Origin of the sequence: Streptomyces sp. VTCC 41912 (assembly GCF_045799175.1) — a bacterium.
GTDB classification, from domain to species: Bacteria; Actinomycetota; Actinomycetes; order Streptomycetales; family Streptomycetaceae; genus Streptomyces; species Streptomyces albulus_C.
On the sequence record NZ_JBJMAB010000001.1, the window covers coordinates 366,671 to 393,056 of the forward strand.

Annotated in this window: 20 protein-coding genes; 11 read left to right on the top strand and 9 right to left on the bottom strand. The window is 75.1% G+C overall.

Features of this window, described 5'->3' with window-relative positions:
• Positions 1–40: 40 nt before the first annotated feature.
• Positions 41–1,693, bottom strand: coding sequence for an ABC-F family ATP-binding cassette domain-containing protein (locus ACJ6WD_RS01695; protein ID WP_233656492.1), 1,653 nt, complete (start codon positions 1,691–1,693; stop codon positions 41–43).
• A gap of 54 nt (positions 1,694–1,747) precedes the next feature.
• Here ACJ6WD_RS01695 and ACJ6WD_RS01700 point away from each other — a divergent pair, with 54 nt between their 5' ends.
• Positions 1,748–2,518: an enoyl-CoA hydratase/isomerase family protein gene (locus ACJ6WD_RS01700; protein WP_233656490.1), complete on the top strand. Its 771-nt coding sequence runs from the start codon at positions 1,748–1,750 to the stop codon at positions 2,516–2,518.
• Positions 2,519–2,551: 33 nt separating this feature from the next.
• On the opposite strand, the gene ACJ6WD_RS01705 is transcribed toward ACJ6WD_RS01700, so the two are convergent.
• Together ACJ6WD_RS01705 and ACJ6WD_RS01710 are read right to left on the bottom strand one after the other, a co-directional pair.
• Positions 2,552–3,223, bottom strand: a complete 672-nt coding sequence (locus ACJ6WD_RS01705) for a DJ-1/PfpI family protein (RefSeq protein ID WP_407614985.1) — start codon at positions 3,221–3,223, stop codon at positions 2,552–2,554.
• Positions 3,224–3,303: 80 nt separating this feature from the next.
• Positions 3,304–4,263: a GlxA family transcriptional regulator gene (locus tag ACJ6WD_RS01710; RefSeq protein WP_233656488.1), complete on the bottom strand. Its 960-nt coding sequence runs from the start codon at positions 4,261–4,263 to the stop codon at positions 3,304–3,306.
• 133 nt (positions 4,264–4,396) lie between these two features.
• On the opposite strand from ACJ6WD_RS01710, the gene ACJ6WD_RS01715 reads away from it, so the two are divergent.
• The 3 genes from ACJ6WD_RS01715 (at position 4,397) to ACJ6WD_RS01725 (ending at position 9,514) form a co-directional block, all read left to right on the top strand.
• Positions 4,397–5,263, top strand: coding sequence for an SCO6745 family protein (locus ACJ6WD_RS01715; protein WP_407614986.1), 867 nt, complete (start codon positions 4,397–4,399; stop codon positions 5,261–5,263).
• Positions 5,264–5,404: 141 nt separating this feature from the next.
• Complete coding sequence (locus ACJ6WD_RS01720) at positions 5,405–7,843, top strand: Tex family protein (RefSeq protein ID WP_407614987.1); 2,439 nt, start codon at positions 5,405–5,407, stop codon at positions 7,841–7,843.
• Between the two features lie 465 nt (positions 7,844–8,308).
• Positions 8,309–9,514 (top strand): Cmx/CmrA family chloramphenicol efflux MFS transporter, encoded by a 1,206-nt coding sequence (locus ACJ6WD_RS01725; protein ID WP_233656486.1) that lies wholly within the window; start codon positions 8,309–8,311, stop codon positions 9,512–9,514.
• 21 nt (positions 9,515–9,535) lie between these two features.
• On the opposite strand, the gene ACJ6WD_RS01730 is transcribed toward ACJ6WD_RS01725, so the two are convergent.
• Positions 9,536–11,494: an FUSC family protein gene (locus ACJ6WD_RS01730; protein ID WP_407614988.1), complete on the bottom strand. Its 1,959-nt coding sequence runs from the start codon at positions 11,492–11,494 to the stop codon at positions 9,536–9,538.
• Positions 11,495–11,865: 371 nt separating this feature from the next.
• Here ACJ6WD_RS01730 and ACJ6WD_RS01735 point away from each other — a divergent pair, with 371 nt between their 5' ends.
• On the top strand, positions 11,866–12,927 hold the full coding sequence (locus tag ACJ6WD_RS01735; protein WP_407614989.1) for an FAD-dependent oxidoreductase: 1,062 nt from the start codon (positions 11,866–11,868) through the stop codon (positions 12,925–12,927).
• Here the strand turns inward: ACJ6WD_RS01735 and ACJ6WD_RS01740 are convergent.
• Complete coding sequence (locus tag ACJ6WD_RS01740) at positions 12,894–14,249, bottom strand: M14 family metallocarboxypeptidase (RefSeq protein ID WP_407614990.1); 1,356 nt, start codon at positions 14,247–14,249, stop codon at positions 12,894–12,896. The two genes, ACJ6WD_RS01735 and ACJ6WD_RS01740, sit on opposite strands and share 34 nt — an antisense overlap.
• Before the next feature lie 71 nt (positions 14,250–14,320).
• Positions 14,321–16,294 carry a Xaa-Pro dipeptidyl-peptidase gene (locus tag ACJ6WD_RS01745; RefSeq protein ID WP_407614991.1) on the bottom strand — a complete coding sequence of 658 codons (1,974 nt, stop codon included), beginning with the start codon at positions 16,292–16,294 and terminating at the stop codon, positions 14,321–14,323.
• Between the two features lie 210 nt (positions 16,295–16,504).
• Between ACJ6WD_RS01745 and ACJ6WD_RS01750 the strand changes: the two genes are divergently transcribed.
• On the top strand, positions 16,505–17,947 hold the full coding sequence (locus ACJ6WD_RS01750) for a M1 family metallopeptidase (RefSeq protein WP_045788571.1): 1,443 nt from the start codon (positions 16,505–16,507) through the stop codon (positions 17,945–17,947).
• 51 nt (positions 17,948–17,998) lie between these two features.
• On the opposite strand, the gene ACJ6WD_RS01755 is transcribed toward ACJ6WD_RS01750, so the two are convergent.
• Together ACJ6WD_RS01755 and ACJ6WD_RS01760 are read right to left on the bottom strand one after the other, a co-directional pair.
• Positions 17,999–18,874 carry an oxygenase MpaB family protein gene (locus ACJ6WD_RS01755; protein WP_407614992.1) on the bottom strand — a complete coding sequence of 292 codons (876 nt, stop codon included), beginning with the start codon at positions 18,872–18,874 and terminating at the stop codon, positions 17,999–18,001.
• A gap of 11 nt (positions 18,875–18,885) precedes the next feature.
• Positions 18,886–19,803: an oxygenase MpaB family protein gene (locus ACJ6WD_RS01760; RefSeq protein WP_376447325.1), complete on the bottom strand. Its 918-nt coding sequence runs from the start codon at positions 19,801–19,803 to the stop codon at positions 18,886–18,888.
• Positions 19,804–19,913: 110 nt separating this feature from the next.
• Here ACJ6WD_RS01760 and ACJ6WD_RS01765 point away from each other — a divergent pair, with 110 nt between their 5' ends.
• The 4 genes from ACJ6WD_RS01765 to ACJ6WD_RS01780 all read left to right on the top strand — a co-directional run bounded on the left by ACJ6WD_RS01765 (position 19,914) and on the right by ACJ6WD_RS01780 (position 24,271).
• Positions 19,914–20,534 (top strand): DUF6230 family protein, encoded by a 621-nt coding sequence (locus ACJ6WD_RS01765; protein ID WP_331246441.1) that lies wholly within the window; start codon positions 19,914–19,916, stop codon positions 20,532–20,534.
• 15 nt (positions 20,535–20,549) lie between these two features.
• Positions 20,550–21,821 carry a DUF6114 domain-containing protein gene (locus ACJ6WD_RS01770; RefSeq protein ID WP_407614993.1) on the top strand — a complete coding sequence of 424 codons (1,272 nt, stop codon included), beginning with the start codon at positions 20,550–20,552 and terminating at the stop codon, positions 21,819–21,821.
• A gap of 99 nt (positions 21,822–21,920) precedes the next feature.
• Entirely contained in the window at positions 21,921–22,802 is an 882-nt protein-coding gene (locus ACJ6WD_RS01775) for an oxygenase MpaB family protein (protein ID WP_407614994.1), read from the top strand.
• Positions 22,799–24,271: an aldehyde dehydrogenase family protein gene (locus ACJ6WD_RS01780; RefSeq protein WP_407614995.1), complete on the top strand. Its 1,473-nt coding sequence runs from the start codon at positions 22,799–22,801 to the stop codon at positions 24,269–24,271. Before ACJ6WD_RS01775 ends, ACJ6WD_RS01780 begins: the two co-directional genes overlap by 4 nt.
• A gap of 101 nt (positions 24,272–24,372) precedes the next feature.
• Here ACJ6WD_RS01780 and ACJ6WD_RS01785 read toward each other — a convergent pair whose 3' ends face one another.
• Entirely contained in the window at positions 24,373–25,041 is a 669-nt protein-coding gene (locus ACJ6WD_RS01785; RefSeq protein ID WP_376559127.1) for a TetR/AcrR family transcriptional regulator, read from the bottom strand.
• A 261-nt stretch (positions 25,042–25,302) separates the two neighbouring features.
• Between ACJ6WD_RS01785 and sph the strand changes: the two genes are divergently transcribed.
• A complete protein-coding gene (sph, locus tag ACJ6WD_RS01790; RefSeq protein WP_233656474.1) occupies positions 25,303–26,319 on the top strand; it encodes a sphingomyelin phosphodiesterase in 1,017 nt (338 codons plus the stop codon).
• Positions 26,320–26,386 lie beyond the last annotated feature (67 nt).

Consider the following 26,386-nt stretch of genomic DNA (forward strand, 5'->3'; position numbering starts at 1 on the left):
ATCGAAAGCCGGAGCGGATGCCCGGCAGCATCGGGCCCGGTCACACCGAGCGGTCGGTGATCCGGCCGCCGTCGACCTCGATCCGGCGCGTGGTGTGCACCGCCGTCAGCATCCGGCGGTCGTGGGTGACCAGCAGCAGGGTGCCCGGGTACGAGGCGAGCGCGGACTCCAACTGCTCGATGGCGGGGAGGTCGAGGTGGTTGGTCGGCTCGTCCAGGACCAGGAGGTTGACCCCGCGGCCCTGGAGGAGTGCGAGCGCCGCCCGGGTGCGCTCCCCGGGTGAGAGGGTGCCCGCCGGGCGCAGCACGTGGCCGGCCTTGAGGCCGAACTTGGCGAGCAGGGTGCGCACGTCGGCGGGTGCCAGGTCCGGGACGGCGGCCCGGAAGGCGTCCATCAGGGAGGTCTCGCCGCTGCCCCGGAAGAGCTGGCCGCGGGCCTGGTCGATCTCGCCGACCACCACGCCGGGGCCGAGCGAGGCCGCGCCGGAGTCCAGCGGCAGCCGGCCCAGGAGCGCGGCGAGCAGGGTGGACTTGCCGGCGCCGTTGGGGCCCGTGATGGCGACCCGGTCCGCCCAGTCGATCTGGAGGTCCACCGGGCCGAGGGAGAAGTCGCCGCGGCGGACCGCGGCCTGCCGGAGGGTGGCCACCACCGCGCCGGCCCGGGGTGCCGCGGCGATCTCCATCCGCAGCTCCCACTCCTTGCGGGGCTCCTCGACGGCCTCCAGCCGCTCGATCATGCGCTGGGTCTGCTTGGCCTTGGCGGCCTGCTTCTCGGTGGCCTCGACCCGGCCCCGGCGGGCGATCTTGTCGTTGTCGGGGGCCTTGCGGCGGGCGTTGCGGACGCCCTTCTCCATCCAGTTGCGCTGGGTGTGCGCGCGGGTCTCCAGGGCCGCCTTGGTGTCGGCGTACTCCTCGTAGCGTTCGCGGGCGTGCCGCCTGGCCCGGTCGCGCTCCTCCAGGTAGGCGGTGTAGCCGCCGCCGTAGGTGTTGACCTGTTGCTGGGCGAGGTCGAGTTCGACGACCTGGGTGACGGTGCGGGCCAGGAACTCACGGTCGTGGCTGACCAGGACGGTGCCGGCGCGCAGGCCGGTGACGAAGGACTCCAGGCGGTCCAGGCCGTCCAGGTCGAGGTCGTTGGTGGGCTCGTCGAGGAGGAAGACGTCGTAGCGGGAGAGCAGCAGCGAGGCGAGCGAGGCACGGGCGGCCTGGCCGCCGGAGAGGGTGGTCATCGGCTGGTCGAGGCTGATCGCCAGGCCCAGCTGTGCGGCGGTCTCCTCGGCGCGCTCGTCGAGGTCGGCGGCGCCGAGGGCGAGCCAGCGCTCCAGGGCGGTGGCGTAGGCGTCGTCGGCGCCGGGGCGCCCCTCGGCGAGGGCCTCGGTGGTGGCGTCCAGGGTGCGCTGGGCGTCGGCCACGCCGGTGCGGCGGGCGAGGAAGGCGCGCACCGACTCTCCGGCGCGCCGCTCCGGCTCCTGCGGGAGGTGGCCGACGGTGGCGGTCGGCGGGCTGAGGGCGAGGCCGCCCTGCTCGGGGGTGGCCAGTCCGGCCAGCAGGCGCAGCAGGGTGGACTTGCCGGCGCCGTTGGCGCCGACGAGGCCGATCACGTCGCCGGGGGCGACGACCAGATCGAGACCGGAGAACAGGACGCGCTCGCCGTGGCCGGCGGCGAGGTCTTTGGCGACGAGGGTTGCTGACATCAGGCCGCCGATCGTATCCGGCCGGGCGCCCGGCGGTCGCTCTACCATCCGGGCATGGAACCGGGTCTGAAGACGCGTGTCAGCGGCGGTACGGCGACCGTCACGATCAGCAACACGGGCAAGCGCAACGCGATGACCGTCGCGATGTGGCAGGAGGTGCCGCCGCTGCTGGCGCGGCTCGCGGCGGACCACGCGGTGCGGGCGCTGGTGCTGACCGGGGACGGCGGGACGTTCTGCGCGGGGGCGGACATCGGCTCGCTGCGGGACCCGTCGGGGGCGTCGCAGGGGCTGGCGGTGGCGGCGGAGGAGGCGTTGGCGGCTTTTCCGCGGCCGACGGTGGCGGCGATACGGGGCTACTGCGTGGGCGGCGGCGCCCAGTTGGCGGCCGCCTGCGACCTGCGGTTCGCGGAGGAGGGCGCGCTGTTCGGGGTGACGCCCGCGAAGCTGGGGGTGGCCTATCCGGCGTCGGCGACCCGGCGACTGGTCCGGTTGGTGGGGCTCTCGTCCGCCAAGTACCTCCTGTTCTCGGGCGAGTTGATCGACTGTGCGCGGGCGCTGCGGACCGGGCTGGTGGACGAGGTGGTGGCCGAGGGCGAGCTGGACAAGCGGGTCGCGGAGTTCACCGCCGTCCTGGCGAGCCGGTCGCTGTTGACCCAGAGCGCGGCGAAGGAGCTGGCCAACGGGACCTGGGACGTGGCGCCCGAGGAGGCGGAGGCGCGCGGGGCGTTCTGGGCGGCGCAGGCGCGGGAGAGCGGCGACACCGCGGAGGGTGCCGCCGCCTTCCTGGAGCGCAGGGCGCCGCGGTTCAGGTGGCCCGAGGGCTGAGCGGCGTTCGCCGGTCGCCTTCTTGACGTTCCGTCAGTTCACTGCGGTGTCGGCGTCCCGCCACCGCTTCCCGGCCAGGATGATGTCGCCGTGCTCCCGCAGGGCGGCGACGACGTCGGCCGGTGCCTTCTCCGGGGCGCCCGCGTCGTAGGGCGGCTGCGGGTCGTACTCGATGCCGAGTTGGATCGTCTGCGCGACGAAGTCGCCGGCGATCCGGCCGGCCAGGGTGAGCCCCATGTCGATGCCGGAGGAGACGCCGGCGGCGGTGACGTACTTGCCGTCGAAGACCACCCGCTCCCCCGTGGGTTCGGCGCCGTAGGTGGGGAGCAGGTCCAGCGCGAGCCAGTGGGAGGTGGCCCGGCGGCCCCGCAGGAGGCCGGCGGCGGCGAGGACCAGTGAGCCGGTGCAGACCGAGGTGGTCCAGGTGGTGCCGGCGTCCACGGCCCGGATCCAGTCGTGCAGCGGGCCGTCCGTCATGAGCGCGGCCTGCCCGGGGCCGCCGGGGACGACGAGCACGTCGGGCGCGGTGACGTCGCCGAGGGCGGCCTCCGCGACCAGGTTGAGGGAGCCCTTGTCGCTGCGGTGGACGCCGGGGTGTTCCGCGACGAACACCACTTCGGCGTCCGGGACGAGCCCGAGGGTCTCGTAGGGGCCGATGGCGTCGAGGGCGGTGAAGCGGTCGTAGAGGAGGATGGCGATCTGCACGGGGACCTCGTTCCTGGTTCGGTGGTGTGGTGTGGCGGGGCGGTCGGGGTGGTCGGTGGTGGTGGCGGGTCCGGGGCCGGTCAGGGCAGCCGGGCCGGCCGGAAGCGGCGGCGGTACTCGGCCGGGGAGGTGTCGAGGACCCGGACGAAGGCGCGGCGCATCGCCTCGGTCGTGCCGTAGCCGCACTGCCGGGAGATCTGCTCGACGCCGTCGGCGGTGTCCTCCAGACGCCGGCGGGCCGCCTCCAGGCGGACCCGGTCGACGTACCGGCCGGGCGTCATCCCGGTCTCGTCGCGGAAGGCGCGGGCGAAGTGCCGCGGGGAGAGCCCGGCGCGGTCGGCCAGCGCCTCGACGCAGAGGTCCGCCGCCGGGTGTTCGGTGATCCACTGTTGGACGTCGCGCAGCGGGCGGCGTTCCGCGGTCTGCGCGGCGAGCTGGGCACTGAACTGCGTCTGGTTGCCCGGTCGGCGCAGGAAGACGACCAGGTGGCGGGCGATGGACAGGGCCAGGTCGCGGCCGAGGTCCTCCTCGACCAGGGCCAGCGCCAGGTCGATGCCGGCGGTGACGCCGGCGGAGGTCGCCACGTCGCCGTCGCGCACGTAGATCGGTTCGGGGTCGACGCGGACCGCGGGATGGCGGGCGGCGAGGTCGGCGCACAGGCTCCAGTGGGTGGTGGCCCGGCGTCCGTCCAGCAGTCCGGCCGCGGCCAGCAGGAAGGCGCCGCTGCAGACCGAGACCTTCCGCCGGGTGCGGGGGGCGTGCGTGCGCAGCCAGTCCACCAGCCGCGGGTCGGGCGGGTCGGTGGCCTCGCCGCCCGGGAGCAGGAGGGTGTGCGGGGGCTCGGCGGCGTCGAGGGCGAGGTCCGGGACGAGGGTCAGGCCGCTGGTGGTGCGGACCGGGGCGCCGGTCAGGCCGGCGGTGCGGATGCGGTAGGCGCCGGGGACGCCGTGGCAGGCTCCGCTGAAGACCTCGACCGGGCCGCTCACGTCGAGGCTCTGCACGCCGTCGAAGAGGACGACCAGCACGTCGCGCTGTTCCATGCCCTCCATCCTGGTGGCGCGGCAGGATGGCGGCAATGACGGGTTTCCCACCTTTCCTGCCATGCGCGGAGCGGGGTCCGCTCGGGGCGCCCGCGGGGGTGGCGCCATACCGACGGGTCGGTAACCTGCTCGCATGACGACTTCCAGCGCACTGCCCGAACGGGCCGGCCGGCACTGCCAGAACGCCCTCAACCCCTTCCACTCGGCGCACTACTTCGCCCCCGAACTCACCGCGGAACTGTCCGGGTTGGGAGTCGAGGGCCGCGCCGGGTACTTCGCCGTCCGGAGCGCGCCGCTCGGCGCGGTGGGCGCCGGAACGATCGCCGCGACCTTCTACTCCTTCAAGCACGAACTGATCGCCCAGCACGTGCCCCAGGTCTGGACGGTCACCACGCCGCAGGCCGTGCTGGACGCCAGGCTGCGGGCGGTGGACGCCGCCCTGCGCCGGCTCCTCGGCGACGCGGTGGACTCCCCGGAGATGGCGGAGGCGGCGAAGCTCGCGCTGACCGCCGCCGAGGGCTGCACCCGGCACGCCCGGCCGCTGTACTCCGCCCACGCCGACCTCCCGGTGCCCGAGGCCCCGCACCTCGCCTACTGGCACGCCGCGTCGCTGCTGCGCGAACACCGCGGCGACGGCCACCTGGTGGCGCTGCTCGACGCCGAGCTGGACCCGACGGAGGCCCTGGTCTCGCACGCCGCCAGCGGGCACGGCATGAGCCACCGCGGCATCCTGGCGACCCGCGGTTGGACGCCCGAGGAGCTGACGGCGGCACAGGAGCGGCTGCGCGGGCGCGGACTGCTGGTCGACGCCGACGAACTCACCGAGGCCGGCACGGCGCTGCGCAAGGAGCTGGAGCGGACCACGGACCGGCTCGACCGGGCGCCGTACGAGCACCTGGGGGCGGCGGGCGTGGCCCGGTTGACCGAACTCGCGGCCGGCTTCACCGCGCGCCTGATGGAATCCGGGGCGTTCCCCCAGACGCTGTTCGCCAGGGACTAGCCGCTCGCCCGGGACGGGGGCGCCGGCGGTGGGTGCGTCTTCTCACACCCCGGCGTTCCCGGCCGGGCGGTGCGACAGTCCGGACCACGGGGCGGCACAATGCAGGCTCAGGAAAGTCGCTGGAAGGCGGGCAGGATCAACGTGACGGCAGCCACTGGGCCCATCGGGACCCTCGGGTCCATCGAAGCGCGCATCGCCGACGAGCTCGGCGTCAAGGAGCGGCAGGTGAAGGCCGCGGTCGAACTGCTCGACGGCGGCTCGACCGTCCCGTTCATCGCGCGCTACCGCAAGGAAGCGACCGAGACGCTGGACGACGCCCAGCTGCGCTCCTTGGAGGAGCGGCTGCGCTACCTGCGGGAGCTGGAGGAGCGGCGGACCGCCGTCCTGGAGTCCGTGCGGTCGCAGGGCAAGCTGGACGCCGCGCTGGAGGCGCAGATCCGCGGGGCCGAGTCCAAGGCCCGGCTGGAGGACATCTACCTGCCGTTCAAGCCGAAGCGGCGCACCAAGGCGCAGATCGCCCGGGAGGCGGGGCTGGAACCGCTGGCCGACGGGCTGCTGACGGACCCGTCCGTCGAACCGGCCGCGGCCGCCGCCGCCTTCGTGTCCACGGACAAGGGCGTCGCCGACCCCGCGGCGGCCCTGGAGGGCGCGCGGGCGATCCTCACCGAGCGGTTCAGCGAGGACGCGGACCTGATCGGCGAGTTGCGCGAGCGGATGTGGTCGCGCGGCCGGGTCGCGGCGAAGGTGCGCGCGGGCAAGGAGGAGGAGGGCGCCAAGTTCGCCGACTACTTCGCGTTCGCCGAGCCGTTCACCGAGCTGCCCTCCCACCGGGTGCTGGCGATGCTGCGCGGCGAGAAGGAGGACGTCCTCGACCTCACCCTGGAGCCCGAGGACCCGGCCGAGGCCGGTGAGGGCCCCAGCGCCTACGAGCGGTCCATCGCGCACCGCTTCGGGATCGTCGACCGCGGCCGGCCGGCCGACACGTGGCTCAAGGACACGGTCCGCTGGGCCTGGCGGACCCGCGTGCAGGTGCACCTGGGAATCGACCTGCGGCTGCGGCTGCGGCAGGCCGCCGAGGACGAGGCGGTCCGGGTGTTCGCCGCGAACCTGCGGGACCTGCTGCTGGCGGCGCCCGCCGGGACGCGCGCGACGATGGGCCTGGACCCCGGTTTCCGCACCGGCGTGAAGGTGGCCGTGATCGAGGCGACCGGCAAGGTGGCGGCGACCGAGACGATCTACCCGCACGTGCCGCAGCAGAAGTGGGACGCGGCGCTGGCCACCCTGGCGCGGCTGGCCCGGGAGCACGACGTCGAGCTGATCGCGATCGGCAACGGCACCGCCTCCCGCGAAACCGACAAGCTGGCCACCGAACTGATCGCCGCGCAGCCGGAGTTGAAGCTGACGAAGGTGATGGTGTCCGAGGCGGGCGCCTCGGTGTACTCCGCCTCCGCGTTCGCCTCGCAGGAGCTGCCGGACCTGGACGTGTCGCTGCGCGGCGCGGTCTCCATCGCGCGGCGCCTGCAGGACCCGCTGGCCGAACTCGTCAAGATCGACCCCAAGTCGATCGGGGTCGGCCAGTACCAGCACGACCTGTCCGAGGCCAAGCTGTCGCGCTCGCTCGACGCGGTGGTCGAGGACTGCGTGAACGGCGTCGGCGTGGACGTCAACACCGCCTCCGCGCCGCTGCTGGCCCGGGTCTCCGGCATCAGCTCGGGCCTGGCCGAGAACATCGTGAACCACCGTGACGGCAACGGCCCGTTCCGCTCCCGCAAGGCCCTCAAGGACGTGCCGCGGCTGGGCCCCAAGGCGTACGAGCAGTGCGCGGGCTTCCTGCGGATCCGGGGCGGCGACGACCCGCTGGACGCCTCCAGCGTGCACCCGGAGGCGTACCCGGTGGTGCGCCGGATCGTCAAGGCGGCGCAGAGCGAGGTCGGGTCGCTGATCGGCAACACCACCGTGCTGCGCGCCCTGCGACCGGCGGACTTCGTCGACGACTCCTTCGGCCTGCCGACGGTCTCCGACATCCTCCAGGAGTTGGAGAAGCCGGGCCGGGACCCGCGGCCGGAGTTCAAGACCGCGACCTTCAAGGACGGCGTGGAGAAGATCGGCGACCTGGCGCCGGGGATGCTCCTGGAGGGCGTGGTGACCAACGTCGCCGCCTTCGGGGCGTTCGTGGACGTGGGCGTCCACCAGGACGGCCTGGTGCACGTCTCGGCGATGTCGAAGACCTTCGTCAAGGACCCGCGGGACGTGGTGAAGCCGGGCGACATCGTCCGGGTCAAGGTGCTCGACGTCGACATCCCGCGCAAGCGGATCTCGCTGACCCTGCGGCTGGACGACGAGCCGGGCAAGGCCGCGCCGGCCGGTGGCGGCGAGCGGCGCGGTGGCGGTGGCAGTGGCAGTGGCGGCGGTCGGGGCCCGCGCGAGGGCGGCCGGGGCGGTGCGCCGCGGCCGCGGCAGGGCGGCGGCCAGCGGGGCGGCGAGCGGCGCGGCGGCGGCCGGGAGGCCGGGCCGGTCAACGACGCGATGGCGGACGCGCTGCGGCGGGCCGGGCTGTTGGGCGGCAAGGACGGCCGTTGAGCGCAACGGACTGACGGTGGGTCGGGGCGGGTGGCGCCGCCGCCCGCCCCGACCCACCGCGGTGAGCGCCCCGCCCGGACCGAACCGGGCGGGGCGCTCGTGCGCCGGGCCGATGACCACCACGGCGCGATTAATCCGTGGACGGGGCCGGCCGGGCGCGGTTAGCCTGCGGAGCGTGACCAGCCCCGAGTCCTCAAGACGCTAGCCACCGGGCGCCGCCCGGTGGCTCCTCGCACTGCCGTTGCCCGGCCGCGACGCCGCCCTTGGGCCGCCGTCGCGCCGCCGCGCGTTCCCGCGCCGTCACGTCGAGGTCTCCTCCCGCCACCGGACCGCCCGTTGAGGCAGGTCTTGTCCATGCGGCAGCCGGGGCTGCCGCTTCTTCGACCGGTCCCGTCGGGCGCCGTCGGTTCCGCCGACGGCGTTCCTCGGCCGTGCCGGTCCACGGTGTGGTTGCGGAGATTTCTGATGCCGTTCGCCCTCTACGTGCTTGCGCTCGCGGTGTTCGCGCAGGGCACGTCCGAATTCATGCTGTCCGGGCTGATCCCGGACATCGCCGCCGATCTCCAGGTGTCCATTCCGGCCGCGGGCGCGCTGACCTCGGCGTTCGCGGCCGGAATGATCGTCGGGGCGCCCCTGATGGCGCTGCTGAGCCGGCGCTGGCCGCGGCGGCGCGCCCTGCTGGTCTTCCTGGTCGCCTTCCTGCTGGTCCACGTCGTGGGCGCGGTCACCACGAGCTTCGCGGTGCTGCTGGCCACCCGGGTGGTGGCGGCGCTGGCCAATGCCGGGTTCCTGGCCGTGGCGCTGGCGACGGCCGCCGCGATGGTCGCGCCCGACGCCAAGGGCCGGGCCACCTCCGTGTTGTTGGGCGGCACGACGCTGGCCTGCATCGCCGGGGTGCCGGCCGGCGCCGTGCTGGGGCAGGAGTGGGGCTGGCGCTCGGCGTTCTGGGCGGTGGCCGCGGTGTCGGTGCCGGCCGTCCTCACCCTCGTGCGGTCGGTGCCGGCCGGGCCGACGGGCGACGGCGCGGCCGGCGGGACGCCCGGCACTCCCGGGATCCGGGCCGAGGTGCGGGCGCTGCGACGACCGCGGCTGTGGGTGGCGTTGCTGCTGGCAGCGCTGGTCAACGGCGCCACGTTCTGTACCTTCACCTATCTCGCACCGCTGGTCACGGGCGTCACCGGGTTCGGCGCTGCCGGGGTGCCGGTGGTGTTGGCGCTGTTCGGGATCGGGTCGTTCGCCGGTGTCACGGCGGGCGGGCGGCTGGCCGACCGGCGGCCCCGGGCGGTGCTGGCCGTCGGGGGCGCGGCGCTGCTCGTCGGCTGGGCGGCGTTCGCGCTGACGGCCTCGAACGCGGTGGCCACCGTCGGGTGGGTGCTCGTCCAGGGGACCCTGTCGTTCGCGGTCGGCTCCACGCTGATCGCGCAGGTGCTCTACGCGGCGGTCGAAGCGCCCACGCTGGGCGGCGGGTTCGCGACCGCCGCGCTCAACGTGGGCGCCGCGGTCGGCCCTTGGTGGGGCGGTCTCGCGCTCGCCGCGGGCTTCGGCTACCGCGCGCCGCTGTGGGTGAGCGCGCTGCTGGTGGCCGTGGCACTGCTGGTCGGCGGTGCGGCGGAGGGGATGCGGCGGCGGGCGGCCGGCGCTGCCCGGCGGGTGCCGGCGCCGTCCTCGTGACGGGCGCCGGCGCGCCCCGGGTCACCGGACGGCCGCGTACTCCCGCAGGCGCTCCAGTTCGGCGGCGACGTCGGTGAGGGTCGCACAGTCCGGGACGGGTCGCAGGGCCGGCGGCGGGGTGCCCGGCGGGCGACGGCCGGGCGCCTCCACCGCGTCGGCCGTGGCGGCGAGCGCCCGGCAGAGGCGCTCGGCCTCCTCCGGGCCCGGGCGCCGGGCGCCGCGGTCGAGGCGGACGGCGCAGGCGGTGGCGGCGTCGACGATGCGTTCCACGGCGGTGACCACGGTCAGCCAGTCGGGGCCGGGCTCCCTGGACGGCCGGAACTCCGCGGCGGCGGTCTCCGCGGCGGCCCGGGCCTGCGCCAACGTCCGGTAGGCGGCCCGGCGCAGCGCCAGCCGCCGGACGGCCGCGGCCGTGGGGTCGGCGGGGGCCGCCGGCCGGGGTTCGAGGACGTGGCGCAGGAAGCGTTCGGTGCTGCGCAGCGCCTCGGTGACCCGCGGGCCGACCCGGCGGCGCGGATCGGCGAGGCGCGGCAGGTGGCCGACGACGAGCACGATCGCGCATGCGAGGGAGGTGTCCACGATCCGCTCGGGGGCGGCCTGCGGTGCGCCGCCGACGTGCACGAACGAGAGCACCATCACGGTGATCGCCCCGGTCTGCAGGGCGAAGTGCCGGGTGGCGAACGGCAGCAGCGCCCCGCCCGCACCGGCCATCAGGGCCGGCCACCAGCTCCCGGAGAGCAGTGTCCCGACCACCGCGAAGACCAGCACGCCGGCGGCGGTGCCGGCGAAGCGGTTGGCGGTGCGGGAGAACAGCGGGCCCAGGTCGGGCTTGACGAGGAAGGTGACGGTGGCCGGCAGCCAGTACCAGTGGTCGGCGCGCAGCGCCAGCGCCGCCGCGGTGCTGGCGCCGATGCACAGGGCGACCCGGAGGCCGTAGTCCCGGCCCGCCGGGCCGAGTGCGCCGCGGGTGCCGCCGGCGCGTTCCGGCGGGGTGTCGGGGCCCGCTGCGGGCCGGGGCAGCGGCCGGTCCCGGTCGAAGGCGACGGCGGCGTCCAGGAGGGCGTGGTCGAAGGCGCCGCGGGCGGCGGAGCTGTGCTCCGGTGCGGCGAGCCGGCCGGGCGGCCGGCCGGTGCGCAGCGCCGCGGCGAAGCGGCGGGGGCTCGCGGCGACCCGCGGCGGCAGCGGTCGTGCCTCCCACAGCAGCGCGACGCTGGCCTCGCAGAGCGCGGTGGCCGCGGCGAAGCGCTCGGCCAGCAGGAGTTCCTCGGGGCGGGCCGGGCGGCGCAGCAGCCGGTCGGTGAGCCGGCGCAGCCGCAGCGCCTCGTCGGCGCGGTCCAGGGCCGCGGTGAGCCGGCGGCGGGCGGGCTCCGCGCCCGGGCCGCCGACCGCCTCCAGGGCGTCGGCGAGCGCGTCGAAGACGGTGGCGACCGCGGCCCGTTCCCCGTGCAGCGGTCCGCCCGCCGGGCGCGGCGTGCGCAGGACGAGGCGGAGCAGCAGCAGCCACAGGCAGCCGGCGAGGACGGCGAGGGCCTTGGCCCAGGGCGCGCCGGGCAGCGGCATGCCCGCGCCGAGGACGGTGGCGGCGAGCATCTGCATGGCGGCGGTGGAGCGTACCGGCCCGGCCACGCTGCCCGCGCCGGAGACGAAGCCGACCGCGGCGAGCGCCGGCACCACCCACCAGCCGGCGTCGGCGGCCCGCAGCGAGGCGCCCGTCAGCATGCCGAGGGCCGCGGCCAGCGCGGGCAGGCCGATGTGGACGATGCCGGTGCGCCGGGTGCCCGGGCGGTCGTTGACGCCCGCCAGCATCGAGCCGACGGCGATGAGCACGCCGGTGGCCGGGTGGCCGGTGGCGATCCCCGCGGCCAGGAGCGGTCCCGCGCAGAGCGCGCCCCGGGCCACCGCCGCCCAGGGCACGGGCAGCCGCTGCCAGCGGAAGGGGTGGGCGAGCCAGGCGGGGACGGCGCGCCGGTGGCGGGGCATGGGTCTCCTCGGGCGATGGCGGAGCGGGATGCGGGGCGGGGCCCCGAGGGGGTCGCGGGCGGATCCGAGGGGCGTCATCGGCCGACGGTGCCGGGGCCCGGCCGGTGGGGCGGGTGCCGGTCCACCGGGGGCCCCTCCAGCCTACGGTCCGGTTCTGTCCGGAGCGCTTCCGGAGGGTTACGCGAAGATCACAAGTGGACAAGATCACAGGTGCAGGAGGGTGGGCGGTGACGGGTTCGCAGGACGGCGGGCCGATCAGGCGTCGAAACCCAGGGCGCCGGGTGGACGGGCAGGAGGGAGGGGCCGACCACGGCCCCGGCACGCGGCGGGACCACGGAGAGCAGGCAACGGGACCCCAGGAGGGCACGGAGATGACGGAACGGCGATCAGTGGCGACGGGCGGGGCGACGGCCCCGGAGATATGCGTGATCGGCGGCGGGGTGATCGGCCTGACCTCGGCGGTCGTGCTCGCGGAGGCCGGGTACGGGGTGCGGGTGGTGGCCCGGGACACGGCCGGCGACACCACCTCGGCGGTGGCCGGCGGCCTGTGCTGGCCGTACCGGATCCAGCCGTACGACGAGGCGGTGCGCTGGTCGCTGCGCTCGCTGGAGGTGCTCGGCGAACTGGCCGGGCGACCGGCGGAGACCGGGGCCCGGCTGGTGACGGGCACGTTCGCGAGCGCGCCCGCGGCGGACGGCGGCGACACGGGCCTGGAGGCGGGGCTCGGCGCCTGGTACGCCGCGCTGCCCGGGCTGCGGCGGGCCCGCGCCGGGGAGTTGCCCGCGGGGTGTGCCGCGGGGTGGCGGGCCCGTACACCGCTGGTGGACATGCCGGCGCACCTGGGCCATCTGGAACGGCGGCTGGTGGCGGCCGGCGGGACGGTGGTGACGGGTGCGGTGGCGTCCCTGGCGGAGGCGGCCGACGGGGTCCGGGCGGTGGTGAACTGCTCCGGGCTCGGGGCCCGGGAGTTGGTCCCCGACGAGTCGGTGCACCCGGTCCAGGGGCAGTTGGTGATCGTGGAGAATCCGGGCGTCACGGAGTGGTTCACCGCGGCCGACGCGGGCGCCGAGGACACCGCGTACGTGCTGCCGCAGCCCTTCGGGCTCGTGCTGGGCGGCACGGCGCGGGAGGGGGCCTGGTCGCGGGAGCCGGACCCGTCGGTGGCGGCGGCGATCGTGGCGCGCTGCGCCCGGTACTTCCCCGAGGTGGCGCGGGCCCGCGTGCTGGCGCACCGGGTGGGGCTGCGGCCGGCCCGTCCGGCGGTGCGGCTGGCGGCCGAGCGGCTGCCGGACGGGACGGTGTGCGTGCACAACTACGGGCACGGGGGTGCGGGGGTGACCGTCTCCTGGGGGTGCGCGGACGAGGTGCTGCGCCTGGTGCGGGCCGAGGTCGCGCCGGCTCAGGGCTCGACCGGGGTGCCGACCGCGACGTGATGGTCGGCGCGCGCGTCCAGCAGCAGCGGGACCAGCGCGCGCAGTGACTGGCGGAGCGGGACGGTGGCGCCGCCGTCGCCGTCCCGCCGCCAGTGCACGCCGTGCGCCGCCAGGACCGGTGCGACCCGGGCGAACGGTGCCGGGGCCAGGCGGTAGGCGCGCGGCGGGCGGGTCAGGATGCGGTCCGCGGTCGGGGGGTCGTTGTCGGCGCCGCCGAGGTAGATCGGGCCGCGGTCGGCCAGGCCGGCGGTGCGGGCCGCCGCGGTGGCCGCCGCGATCCGTGCGCGGTGCCGGTCCACGAAGGTGAACAGCCCTTTCAGGCCGGCGAGTTGGGAGTCCACCCGGCGGCGGTGGGTGCGCGCCGGGTCGGTCCCGTCGGCGGTGTCCGCGGCGCGGCTCGGACGGCCCGGGAGCGGGTCGACGCGGGTCTCCACGAGGAGCCCGACGGACCCCTTGATCCCGGCGGTGTTGCGCAGGATCCGCTCCTGTCCGTCGCCGGCGACCTGTTTCACGGGAGCGCCGGTGGCCGGGTCGGTCCAGATGCCGTAGACGCCGGTGCTGAAGCCGGCCCCCCGGACGGCGGGGCCGACGAAGTCCTCGGACAGCGCGGTCGATGCGCGGTGGACGGCGGCCGCGGTGTTCGGGTTGCGCGGCCACAGCGAGAGCAGGTCCTTGACGTAGTAGGGCGCCGTGGGGGTGTATTCGTGCAGGTCGTAGACGGTGTCGGGGCGGTCCTCGCGGAGTACCGCGGCCATCGCGCGGGCTTCGGGGGTGGTCAGCGCGAGGTGGTCGCGGTTGACGTCGGTGCCGTCGGCGTTGCCGCGGGTGTCGGCAGCCCGTCCGTCGGGGTTCGCGGTGGGGACGACCAGCACGCTGGTGCGCGCCAGGAAGCGCCGGGTGGCCGGATCCTTCGCGAGGGCGAGGTCGCGGACGGTGGTCAGGCACGCCTCACGGCCGGCGGGCTCGTCGCCGTGCTGCGAGCAGATCAGCAGCACGGAGGTGCCGCGTCGGACACCGGCGGGTCCCGCGGGGGCGGCGGCGCCGAGGCGGACCAGGCGCAGCGGACGGCCCTGGACGGTGGTGCCGATCCGGTCGATGCGAACGCGCGTCGCAGTTCCCGGGGCGCGGGCGACGGCGGCGAGGAACGCGCTCTCCTCCGGCTCGCTGGTCCAGCGGGCGCCGTGGCTGACCTCGAATCCCGTTCGCGGCACGGGCGGTGGCGCGGTCCGGGCGGACGGGACGGGAGCGAACGCGGCGGTGAGGGCGGCGGCCAGCGCACCGAGGACGAGGCCGCGGGAGCGGAACGGGCTGCGGGGTGCCACGAGGGTGCCTCCGGGTGTCGGCAGCGTGGGTGGGGGGCCGTCCCGCGGGCGCGGGACGGCCCCCGGGCCGGTCAGTCGCCGTGCGGCAGCCGGCTCGGGGCCGGCGGCGGGGCGATGCCCGTCAGGGCGGTCCCGGTCGGGTGGACGGTCGCCGGGGTGCCGGCGGTGGCCCGGGCGAGGGCCGGGGCGCCGCCGGTGAGCGGCAGCCGGGCGGCGGTGCGGGCCAGGTCCAGGGTGAGCGTGGGGCGGGAGGCGGGCGGGTCGATGAGGTGGGCGTCGGTGCCGGCCACGATCAGCGCGAGCCGGTGCCCGGCCGGCACGATGTGGTCGCTGGCGGCGAGTTGGAGGGTGAGGGTGTAGGGCTTGCCGGGGGTCAGCGGGTGGCCGTGCTGCGGGTCGGTGGCGTGGCCGAGGTCGGCCCAGCCGCGGCTGAAGACGGTGTAGTCGACCTTGCTGGTGTCGGCGGCGGTCTCCTTGAAGCAGCCGGTGTCACCGGTGGTGCCGGCGCCCCAGCAGGTGCTGTTGCCGCGGGTGACGATGCCCTCGCCGTCGCCCCCGTAGTTGCGGATGGTGTCCGGGCCGAGGTCGACGAGGACCGCGGTCAGGTGCGCGCTGGTGGTGCTGGGGGTGGCGGTGACGGTCACCGTGCCGGCGCCGGAGAGCCGGAGCGGTGCGGTCAGCGGACCGGTGGTGAAGCCGGCCTTGGCCGGGGTCGCGCGGTCGACGGCGGCGGACCAGTCGGCCTCGCCGAGCTGCGGGTCGTCGGTGAAGGACGCGGTCTGGCCGGCCGGGGTCGGCCGGCTGCCCAGGGCGCCGACGCCGGCGGTGGTGCCGGTGCGCGGGTGCAGGGTGACCGCGGCGGTGCCCGGGGCCGGCCACCGCGCGTCGGTGCGCCAGGTGTCGGGGGCGCGCTCCACGTCGGCCATCGGGGCGCGCTCGATGCCGTTGTCGTAGCCCATCAGGTAGTGGTCGAACCACTGGTGGAGGGTGCGGACCCAGTCGGCGCGGCGGTAGTCGAACGGGTCGACGTGGCCGGTCTGGGAGAGCCAGATCTTGCGCTGGACGCCGTGCCGGGCGAGCGCGTCCCACCACTGGCCGAAGTGCTTGGTGCGGACGTTGAGGTCCTGCATGCCGTGGACGAGGAAGACGCTGGCGCGGACCTTGTCGGCGTTGCGGACGTAGTCCCGTTCGGTCCACAGGTCGGTCCAGTCGCCGTTGCGCGGGGCGCCGTCGACGAGCTTCTTCTGGACCGCGGCGCAGTTCCTGTGCGCGCCGGGGCTCTCGACGGCGCTGGCGAGTCCGTCGGGGCCGCCGTCGTAGAGGGGGGCGCCCTGGGCGAAGTAGTAGTCGTACCAGGAGGAGATGCCGGCGATCGGGACGATGGTCTTCAGGCCCGGGACGCCGGTGGCGGCGACCCCGTTGGCGACGGTGGCGTCCCAACTCTTGCCGATCATGCCGGTGTTGCCGTTGGACCAGTCGGCGGTGACGGGTTTCCCGCCGCTGCGGGCGGTGTAGCCGCGCGCCCGCCCGCCCAGCCAGTCGACGACGGCCTTGGCCGACTGGACGTCCGAGCGGCCGCCGACGTCGATGCAGCCGTCCGAGCGGTTGGTTCCGGCCAGGTCGACGAGGACGGTCGCGTAGCCGCGCGGCACGAAGTAGTTGTCGTAGAAGAGCGGGAACTGGACCGGGCGGCCCTGGGCGTCGTAGGTCTTCTTCTGGCTTTCGTTGCCGCGTCCGCAGCAGGAGTAGTAGGGGCTCGCATCCATGATCACGGGTATTCGGCGGCCCTGCCGGGCGGGTTCGGCGGGCCGGACGATGTCGGCCGCGACCCGGTCGGGGCGGCCGTCGCCGTCGCCGTCGAGACCGGTGTCCACCCAGACCGTCTCGCGGACGGCGTGGGCGTAGGAGTAGACCGGCTTGCTCTCCCGGGGAGCGGGGGCCGCGCCCGCCGAGCCGGGGACGGCGACCAGGGCCAGGAGGGCGAGGACGGCGGACAGGACGAGGGTCTTCCATGGGGGGTGGGGGGTTCCCGTGCGTATCGTCACGGCCGGACCGTAGCGCGGGTCAACTCCTGTGCAGAAGGGGTCCGTCCGGGGCTCGTGTCGGTGAGATGTCGGTCATGTGTCAGATGTGGCCATGGACATGACGCGGCCTGCGATGCGTACATAAGCTCCGTAAGAGATCGACCTCCCCTACGAGTTGGAGGACTCGTGCGTCACAGACTCCTGGTCCCGGGCGCGGCCGCGCTCAGCCTGATGCTGGCGATCCCGGCGTCGGCCGCCGACTTCACGCCGGGTGCCCCGGGTGCGGGCGACAGCTACTACCCCGAGAGCGGCAACGGCGGGTACCGCGTCTCCCACTACGACCTCCGGCTGAAGTACCAGCCGGCGACGGACCTGCTGGAGGGCACGGCGACCCTGCTCGCCCGGACCACGCAGGACCTCTCCCGCTTCAACCTGGACTTCGGCCTGAAGGTCAGCGAGATCCGGATCAACGGCAAGAAGGCCACCTTCGCCACGTCCGGGAAGCACGAGCTGGAGGTGACGCCGGCCACGCCCCTGGAGAAGGGCAAGGACGTCAGCGTGGTCGTCCGCTACGCGGGCAAGCCCTCCGAGCTGAAGATCGACGGCTTCACCGCCTGGGCCCGGACGCCGGACGGCGGCGTGGTCGCGCAGGAGCCCGAGTCCGCGGTGTGGTGGTTCCCCAGCAACGACCACCCCACCGACAAGGCGACGTACGACATCTCCGTCGCGGTGCCGGACGGCACCCAGGCGCTCAGCAACGGCGTGCTGACCTCGAAGTCCTCCAAGCTCGGCTGGACGCGCTTCAACTGGCGCTCGGACAAGCCGCAGGCGACGTACCTGACCACGCTGGCGATCGGCAAGTTCGACATCACCACCGACACCACCGCCGACGGCCTGCCGGTGATCAACGCGGTCAGCCCGGACCTGGGCGCGAACCTGGGGGCGGCGCGGGCGAGCATCGAGCGCACCACCGAGGTCACCGAGTGGCTCCAGAGCGTCTTCGGTCCGTACCCGTTCAACTCGGTGGGCGGCTACGTCCCCAACGTCCCGGCCGGGTACGCGCTGGAGACCCAGACCCGCCCGTTCTACGGCAAGAAGGCGTTCGACAAGGGCGCCAACGTCTCGGTGGTCGTGCACGAGTTGGCGCACCAGTGGTACGGCGACAGCGTGTCGCTGAAGGACTGGAAGGACATCTGGCTCAACGAGGGCTTCGCCGCGTACAGCCAGTGGCTGTGGTCGGAGAAGGAGGGCGAGGGCACCGCGCAGCAGTTGGCGGACTACACCTACGCCCAGCACCCGGCCGACGACCCGTTCTGGACGGTGAAGCCGGGCGACCCGGGCCCGGACAAGCAGTTCGACTCGGCGGTCTACGACCGGGGCGCGCTGGCCCTCCAGGCGCTGCGCAACAAGCTCGGTGACGAGGTCTTCTTCGACCTGCTGAAGTCGTGGCCGACGGAGCACCGGTACGGCAACGCCGCGGTCGGGGACTTCGTGAAGTTCGCCGAGAAGAAGTCCGGGAAGCCGCTGGCCGAGTTCTTCGACACCTGGCTGTACCAGCCGACCCGGCCGGCCGCCGCGGCGGGCGCGCGGGCGTTCGTCGCGCGCGGCCCGGTCGCCCAGCCCAAGTCGTGGAAGCAGATCCAGGCCACCCACGAGGTGCACGCCGGTCACTGACCGGTGGCGGCGGGCGGGGTCCGGCGCGTCCGGCTCCGCCCGTCCCCGTCGCTAGCGGGCGCTCGCCCGTCGGGCCCGGCGGGCGCGGCGGGCGAGCGGCAGGAACCGCACCCGCTCCGGCAGCAGGGGCACCACCAGGCGCACCACCCGGCCCAGGCGGCGCAGCCGGCGCTCCTGGACGTCGGTCCAGGGCAGACCGAGGGCCCGCCGGGCGTCCGGCGGCATCAGCCCGATGGTGACGAACCGGCGGAAGCGGGCGAAGCCCGGGAGGAGCACCGGCCAGACCAGGCGCAGCGGCAGCCGCACCCACCAGGGGCCGCGGTCCGGGGCCGGCAGCGGCCGGTCGGTGGCGGTCAACTCCCGCACCACCGCGGTCTGCTGGATCTCGGTGTCGAGCAGACCGCGGTAGTACGGCCAGAACTCCTCGATGGTCTGCGGCATGTCCCGGTCGTGGATGCCCAGGATCCGGCCGACCTGGAGCCACTCCGCGTACAGCTGGCGTTCCTGCGCGGGGGTGAAGGGGCGGCCGAGGTAGCGCTGGGCGTGCCGGAAGACGGGGTAGCCGGTGGCGTGCACCCAGGCGTAGTACGCGGGGGTGAGCGCGTGGTACCTGCGGCCATGGGCGTCGGTGCCCTGGATGGACCGGTGCAGTTTCCGCAGCCGGCGGCCCTCCTCGGCTGCGGCGGGCCCGCCGTAGACCCACAGCTGGAGCGAGGTCAGCGACCGTTCGCCGCGCCCCCAGGGGTCGGTGCGGAAGACCGAGTGGTCGTCCACGCCGGCGCCCACCGCGGGGTGCGCGACCTGCATCGTCAGGGCCGCGGGCAGGGTCAGCAGCGATCTGACGTCGCCGACCAGCGTCCACAGCACCCCTCCCGGCGGCGGGGGTTCCGGGTCCGTGCGCTCCGCGCCTGTGCGTACCGTGTTCATACGGTTACTCATCATACGGTGGCCCCCAACGGGCGGCGGGTCCGCGGGTCGGTGCCGGGCCGGTGGGTGTGCCAGTAGGCGAGGAAGAGCGACGGGGCGATCCGCAGCGGGGGCGGCACCAGCGCCATCAGGCAGCGCACCACCCGGGCGAACCGGCGCAGCCGGCGCTCGTGCCGGGCGGTCCAGGGCAGCCGGAACCGCTCGCGGAGGACCGGGGGCAGCGTGCCCACGGTGACCAGCAGGGCGTAACGGGCGGCGAGCGCGGCGCACGGCCGCCACAGCACCGCCGGGACCCACCGCACCGGCGGCTTCTGCGGCCGGGCCAGCTCCGCCAGGACGTCGCGCACCGCGTCGTTGAACTCCAGCCGCTCGGCCACCATCCGGTCGTAGTAGGCGCAGAACGCCGGCCAGTCGGGTGGCAGGTGGTGCTCCTTGAGGCCCCAGACCCGTCCCACGTCCCGCATCTCTTGGTAGTAGTCCTCGGTCTGTGCCGCGGTCAGCCCCGGGCCGAAGAGCCGCAGCGCCTCGACCGGGCCGCGGACGAGGGTGGCGTGCACCCAGTGGTACGCCTCGGGGTGCAGGGCGTGGTAGCGGCGGCCCCGCGCGTCGGTGCCCTTCATCCGCCGGTGGACCTCGATCAGCCGTCGGGCCTCGGCGGTGGCCGCGGCCTGTCCGCCGTAGATCACCGTGCCCAGCGAGCCGACCGTGCGCAGCAGGCGCTGCCAGGGCTCGGTGCGGAACGTGGAGTGGTCGCTGACGCCGGCGCCGACCACGGGGTGCGCGACCTGGAGCAACAGCAGTTGCGGGGATGTCAGGAAGGCCCGGGTGTCGCCGAAGTGGCGCCAGGCGACGCCGCCCCGGCGGGGCGCCCGGACCTGCGCCGGGGGTCGCTGCGCCGGGTGGTCGAAGGGGGTGTCGGCTGCTGCCACGGTGTCCCTCCCGCCGCGTCACTGAATCCGTGTCAGCAGTGTTGACGCGGCTCGTGAAACAAGTCAATAGTCCTTGTAACATTGACTCACTCCCTCGGGAGGTTCCCGAAATGGCTGCGAGAGCACGTGAGTTGAGCACCCAGGGACGGACCCACTGGAAGCGCACCGCCGTGATGCTGGTGCCGGGCGTGGCCTGCGTCGGCGCCGTGGTGATCGCCCTGGCGCAGGGCGCGATGGCGGCGTCCTTCGCGGTGTCCGGCAAGAACTTCAAGGTCTCCGCCGACGAGATCACCGGTCGGGGCATCTCCAGCTTCCCCTCCTCGCTCGGCAGCGCGGACGGCAGCGGCCACCCGGTGCTGCTGGCCGGCATCGAGTCCGGCACGGCCCGCGGGGTGTGCCTGTCGATGAAGCAGCAACTGCCGCTGGTCGGCGAGGTCTCGCTGCTGGTCCGCTCCGGCGGCGACCGGCCCGTCCGGGGCGAGCACCTCGTCGTCGACGCCGATGCGCTGACCAGCAGCGGCGGCCGGGTGACCGGCGTGCAGGCGGGCCGCGACGCCGCCACCCTCACCGGGGCGTCGGGCGTGAGCGGACCGCGCGGGCTGTTCGGCGTCCAGGCCGACACCGCGCTGGCGCGCGACGTCAAGAGCACCGCCTGGGCCTCCAACGGCGGGTCGCTCACCCTCGACAAGGTCGAGATCGAGCTGAGCCGCACCGGCAAAGAGTGCTACTAGCCGCCAGGAGGCCCCGTGCTCACCTTCGTCCTCGGCTTCCTCGCCGAACTCGCCAAGGAGACCGGCAGTTGGCTCGACCGGATCCTGCCCGCCCCCGGACTGCGCCGAGCCCTGCGGTGTTGGCGGCGCAGCCGCCCGTTCTGGGCCGGGCTGTGGGCGGTGGCCGGCGGTCTGGAGCTGATCGCACTGCCGCTGGCGCCGCTCCCGCTGATGCTGAAGGTCGGCATCGGCGCGATGTCGGCGATCGGGGTCGGGCTGGTGCTGATCGCCGGCGGGCTGTTCTTCGTCTTCGCCCCCGCCCAGCGGATGTTCGTCTCCGTCGTCACCGCCATCGCCTCCCTGGTCTCGCTCGCCACCACCAACCTGGGCGGCTTCGGGATCGGCTGCGGGCTCGGGTTGTTGGGCTCGTCGATGGCCTTCGGATGGCTGCCGGACGGGCCTGCGGCGGGCGCGGACGGCGCGGTGTCCGGGGCGGTGTCCGGGGCGGTGTCCGGGGCGGTGGGCCCGCACCCAAAAGCGCCTGAGGGCGCGGGCGCCCGACCGGCTCCGCCCGGCGCCGCCCTCGCCCTGACGCTGCCGCTCGTCCTCGCCGCCGGGCTGGTCAGCGGCGCACCGGCCCGCGCGGCCGACCCGGACCCGCGCGACGCCCTCGGCGCGCTCCGGCTGCCCTGCCTGACCGGCGTCGACACCGGCGGCGCGGACGACCCCGCCCCCACCGGCCCGCCGCCCTCCGGCGGCGACCGCCCCGCACCGCCGACCCGGACGGCCCGTCCCGGCGCGGTCGGCACCCCCGACGACCGCACGCCCCTGGTGCCACCCCTCGTCGTCGGCGCACAGCCCGGCCCGGGCCGCGCCGCCTACCCCGTCAGCCCCTATTACCCGACCGTCGGCGCCACTCGGCTCACCGCCACCGACGCCCTCGTCCACGGCGCGACCTACCTGCCCACCGCGGGCGGCGGCCGGATCAAGGTCCTGTGGGTGCACGCCGCGCGGATCGTCGCCGACGACTACCGCCTGCGGGTCACCGGACCGGACGGTTCCGACCACGTGCTCGACGTGCGACTCGACATCCGCGACGTCGACGTCTACGCCACCTTCCTGCGGGGCGCCCTCGTCATCCCCTGGCTGGAGGTCAGCACCCCGCAGCTGTGCCTCGGCGCCGACGTCGTCCCCGCCAGCCTCCCGATCGCCGTCCGGCTCCCCTTGCTCACCCTGCGGACCGTCAGCGCGGGCCAGGTCCTCGTCGACGCCGCGGAGGTGCGCTACCGGGTGCTGGGCGGCCACTAGGGCCCGTCGGACGCCGCCCCGCCGGCGGGCCCGCGCACCGACTCCCGGCCGGCCGCCGGGAGACCACCGCACGCCACCCCACGTCAGGAGGCACGCGCCATGGGCCGCTACGCCCGACTGCGGGAGATCCGCCGGATGGACCCCGAGCGGGACTTCGAGCAGATCTTCCGCTGGATCACCCAGTACGAATTCCCCTGGGACTACGCCCGGGGCGTGTCGGCCGCGTTCCTGCGCGACTACGGTGTCCCGCGCATCTCCCAACTTCTCGACCACACAAAGGAGTTCGAACGCCACGGGCAGAAGCGCTACGACGACACGGTGCTCCTGGGCCACGAGCTGTCCGCGGACGGCTTCGACTCGGAGCGGGGCCGCGCCGCGGCCCGCCACCTCAACCGCATCCACGCCAAGTACCGCATCCCCGACGACGACTTCCGCTACGTCCTGGCCACCACCGTCGTCGGCCCGAAGCGGTGGATCGACCGCTACGGCTGGCGTCCCCTGTGCGCCAACGAGAAGGCCGCCCTCGCCCTGGTCGGCCACCGGCTCGCCGCGCTGATGGGCATCGCCGACGCCCCGCGCACGATGGCCGGCTACGAGAAGCTCCTCGACGACCACGAGGCCGCCGCGTTCGCCTACCACCCGGCCAACCACCGGGTGGCCGACGCCACCTTCCGGGTGCTGGCGTCGTGGTACCCGGCCGTCCTGCGCCCCGCCGCCGCCCGCTTCTCCCTCGCCCTGCTGGACGACCCCCTGCTGCACGCCCGGGGATTCCCCCCGCAGCCGCCCTGGCTACGGACCCTGGCCCACCGCACGCTGCGCGCCCGGGCCGCCCTCGTGCGGCTGCTGCCCCCACGGCCCGAGGGGCGACCGGGCCTGCCCCGGCCCCGCTCCTACCCCTTCGGCTACGCCCTCGACGACCTCGGGCCCGCCTGGGCCCAGCACCGCCCGCTGCGCCCCCTGCCCTCCGAGGACGACCGATGACCGTACTGATCTCCCGTTCACCGCTCACCGGCGAACCCGTCGGCGAACATCCCGTGCACGGCCCCGAGGAGGTCCGCTCCGCCGTCGACCGGGGCCGGGCGGCGGCCCGCGCCTGGGCGGCCTGCGGCTGGGCCGGCCGCCGCAGTCGCCTGCTCGTCTGGAAGCGGTCACTGGCCCGCAGGATGGACGAACTCGCCGAGCTGATCGTCGCCGAGACCGGCAAACCACCGGCCGACGCCCGGGCCGAGGTGCTGCTCGCCCTCGTCCACCTCGACTGGGCAGCCCGCAACGCCCGTCGCGTGCTCGGCCGCCGCCGCGTCCCCTCCGGCCCGCTCGCGTGCCACCAGCGCGCGCTGCTCTGCTACCGGCCGCTGGGCGTGATAGGCGTCATCGGCCCCTGGAACTACCCCCTCTACACGCCCATGGGCTCCGTCGGCCACGCCCTCGCCGCCGGCAACGCCGTCGTCCTCAAACCCTCCGAACTCACCCCGGGCGTGGGCGTCCTGCTCGCCGCCACGCTCGCCGACGCGGTCCCCGACCAGCCGCACCTCCTCCAGACCGTCACCGGCCCGGGCAGCACCGGCGAGGCGCTGGTCCGCTCCGGCGCCGACAAGATCGCCTTCACCGGCTCCCCGGCGACCGCGCGCAGGGTCGCCGCGGTCTGCGCGGAGCGGCTCACCCCGCTCCTCGCCGAGTGCGGCGGCAAGGACGCCGTCCTCGTCGACGCCTCCGCCGACCTGGACGCGGCGGCCGACGCCATCGTCTGGGGCGCCCTGGCCAACGCCGGCCAGACCTGCGCCGGCGTGGAGCGTGTCTACGCCGTCGAGCCGATCCACGCCGCGCTCTGCGACCGGATCGTCCGGCGCGTCCGCGCCCTGCGCACCGGCCCCGGACCGGACGCCGCCTACGGTCCGCTCACCCTTCCCGCCCAACTCGCCACCGTCGAGGGGCACGTCAAGGACGCCCTGGCCGCCGGCGGCCGGGCCCTGCACGGCGGACCGGAGTCGATCGCCCCGCCGCACGCCCACCCCGTCGTCCTGGTCGACGTCCCCGAGGACTCCCCCGCCGTCCGGGAGGAGACCTTCGGACCGGTCGTCGTGGTCAACGCCGTCCGGGACCTCGACGAGGCGGTGGCCCGCGCCAACGCCTCCGCCTACGCGCTGGGCGCGGCGGTCTTCACCGGCAGCCGCCGCGCCGGCCTCGCCGTCGCCGCGCGCCTCGACTCCGGGGCGGCATCGGTCAATTCCGTCCTCGGCTTCGCCGCCGTCCCCGCCCTCCCGTTCGGCGGGTCCGGCGCGTCCGGGCACGGCCGGGTCCACGGCGCCGAGGGCCTGCGCGGCTTCACCGCCCCGCAGGCGCTCACCGTCCGGCGCTTCCGTCCGCCCGTGGACCTGACCTCCTTCACCACGCCGGCGCGCCGGGTGGACCGGGCCGTCGCGGCGGGGCGCTGGCTGCACAGCCGGCGCTGACCGGCCGCCCGGCGGCACCTCTCGCGCCCGGCCCTGTTGTCGGAGTCCCCCGGCGCGGCGGCCTCCGGCGGGGCGGCCTCCGGCGGGGGCCGTCCGGCCGCTCACCGGTGCAGCAGCGGTGCGAGGTACCGCCGGGCGAACCGCCGGGCCTGCTCGTCGTCGTCCAACGCGAAGCAGCTCACCGGATTCAGCAGGAACGACACGGTGATCCGCACCATCAGCTCGGCCACCGCCGTGGGGTCCCCGTCGCCTTCCGCGTCCCGGTCCGCGCGCTCCTCGCCCACCCCGTCGGCGCCCTCCTGCGCCGCCCGTTGCGCCCGGCGCAGGTGTCCCGCCAGGTACCCGCGCATCGCGAGGAAGGAGGGCCCGCTCTCCAGCGTCAGGTGGGGCAGCATCGTCTCCGGCTCCAACCGCAGCAGCCCGCCGATCAGCGGATGCCCGCGGATCAGGCGCAGGATGGCCGCGAACCCCTCCACCATCCGCTCCTCCATCGTCGGCAGCCCGGCCACCGCCGCGTCCACCTCGGCCACGAACAGCCGGTACTCCCGCAGCAGCACCCGCTGCACCAACTCGTCCTTGTTGCCGACCCGTCGGTACACCGTGACCCGGGAGACCCCGGCGCGTTTGGCCACGTCGTCGATGGTGGACCGGCGCAGCCCGAAGGTCATGAACTGCTCCCGCGCGGCGTCCAGGATCTTCTCCGACGGCCCGCCCCCGGCCCCCGGCGCCCCCGCCAACACCCCTGCCGGCAACCGCTGTTCGTCCGTCATCAGCCCCCCTCCGCACACCGCCACGGGCCGGCGCACCCTCCGCCAGCAACAGTGACACTAACTGAATAACTTTGTAACGAGCCGCTGCCCAGAGGGATTCCACGGCCCCGGGAGCACGGCGCGCGGACGCGACGCCCTCGGCTGGAGCTGCGGTCTGTACATCTGCCGCCCGCCGAACGGTTACCTAGAAGTAACCCCAGCTGGTTTGATGTGCGTCGCCGGTTCAACACCCCATGTCCCCTCTCTTCCCAGGGAGTTTCCGTGCCGCACTCCCCCCTGCGCACTTCCCGTGCCGCCGCGCTCTGCGCGGCCCTCACCGCCGCGCTGGCCATCGCGACCCCCACCGCATCGGCCGCCACGACCTCGACCCCGGCCGGCCCCACCGGCCCCCGGGCCGCCGCGAGCGCGCCCCGACTCAAGGTGCTCACCTACAACACCTTCCTCATGAGCAAGAACCTGTATCCCAACTGGGGCCAGGACCACCGCGCCCAGGCCATCGCCTCCGCGGACTTCTTCCACGGCAACGACGTCGTGGTGCTTGAGGAGGCCTTCGACAACTCCTCCTCCGACGCACTCACGTCACAGGCCGCCGCGGAGTACCCGCACCAGACCCCGGTGGTCGGCCGCAGCCGAAGCGGTTGGGACGCCACCTCGGGCGCCTACTCGGCCGTCACCCCCGAAGACGGCGGGGTGACGCTGCTGAGCAAGTGGCCGGTGCTGCGCAAGGAGCAGTACGTCTACAAGGACGCCTGCGGTTCGGACGCCTTCTCCAACAAGGGCTTCGTCTACGCGGTGCTGGACGTCAACGGCACCAAGGTGCACGTCGTCGGCACCCACACCCAGTCCACCGACTCGGGCTGCAAGGCCGGCGAGGCCGCCGCCGACCGCGCCAAGCAGCTCAAGGAGCTGGACGCCTTCCTCGACGCCAAGAACATCCCGGCGAACGAGGAGGTCATGGTCGCCGGCGACCTGAACATCGACTTCCACGGCAGCGAGTACGCGGCCCTGCTGGCCAACGCGGACCTGGCGCCCGCCGACCGGCGCACGGGCCACCCGTACTCCTTCGACACCGCGGAGAACTCGATCGCCAAGTACCGCTACCCGAACGACCCCCGCGAGGACCTGGACTACGTGCTCTTCCGCAACGGCCATGCCCGGCCCGCCGGTTGGCAGAACACGGTCGTCAAGGAGGAGTCGGCGCCCTGGACCGTCTCCAGCTGGGGCAAGCAGTACACCTACACCAACCTCTCCGACCACTATCCGCTGATCGGCGGCTGATCCCACGCACCGGGTGGTGGACCGGCCGGTCCACCACCCGGTGCGCACACCGCCCGGCGCGCCGTCA

Coding starts and splice junctions, on each gene's coding strand:
- ACJ6WD_RS01700 (WP_233656490.1), top strand. CDS start 1,748: ATGGAACCGGGTCTGAAGACGCGTGTCAGCGGCGGTACGGCGACCGTC.
- ACJ6WD_RS01780 (WP_407614995.1), top strand. CDS start 22,799: ATGACCGTACTGATCTCCCGTTCACCGCTCACCGGCGAACCCGTCGGC.
- ACJ6WD_RS01710 (WP_233656488.1), bottom strand. CDS start 4,263: ATGGAACAGCGCGACGTGCTGGTCGTCCTCTTCGACGGCGTGCAGAGC.
- ACJ6WD_RS01715 (WP_407614986.1), top strand. CDS start 4,397: ATGACGACTTCCAGCGCACTGCCCGAACGGGCCGGCCGGCACTGCCAG.
- ACJ6WD_RS01785 (WP_376559127.1), bottom strand. CDS start 25,041: ATGACGGACGAACAGCGGTTGCCGGCAGGGGTGTTGGCGGGGGCGCCG.
- ACJ6WD_RS01695 (WP_233656492.1), bottom strand. CDS start 1,693: ATGTCAGCAACCCTCGTCGCCAAAGACCTCGCCGCCGGCCACGGCGAG.
- ACJ6WD_RS01775 (WP_407614994.1), top strand. CDS start 21,921: ATGGGCCGCTACGCCCGACTGCGGGAGATCCGCCGGATGGACCCCGAG.
- ACJ6WD_RS01765 (WP_331246441.1), top strand. CDS start 19,914: ATGGCTGCGAGAGCACGTGAGTTGAGCACCCAGGGACGGACCCACTGG.
- ACJ6WD_RS01730 (WP_407614988.1), bottom strand. CDS start 11,494: ATGCCCCGCCACCGGCGCGCCGTCCCCGCCTGGCTCGCCCACCCCTTC.
- ACJ6WD_RS01750 (WP_045788571.1), top strand. CDS start 16,505: ATGCTGGCGATCCCGGCGTCGGCCGCCGACTTCACGCCGGGTGCCCCG.
- ACJ6WD_RS01735 (WP_407614989.1), top strand. CDS start 11,866: ATGACGGAACGGCGATCAGTGGCGACGGGCGGGGCGACGGCCCCGGAG.
- ACJ6WD_RS01725 (WP_233656486.1), top strand. CDS start 8,309: ATGCCGTTCGCCCTCTACGTGCTTGCGCTCGCGGTGTTCGCGCAGGGC.
- ACJ6WD_RS01755 (WP_407614992.1), bottom strand. CDS start 18,874: ATGAACACGGTACGCACAGGCGCGGAGCGCACGGACCCGGAACCCCCG.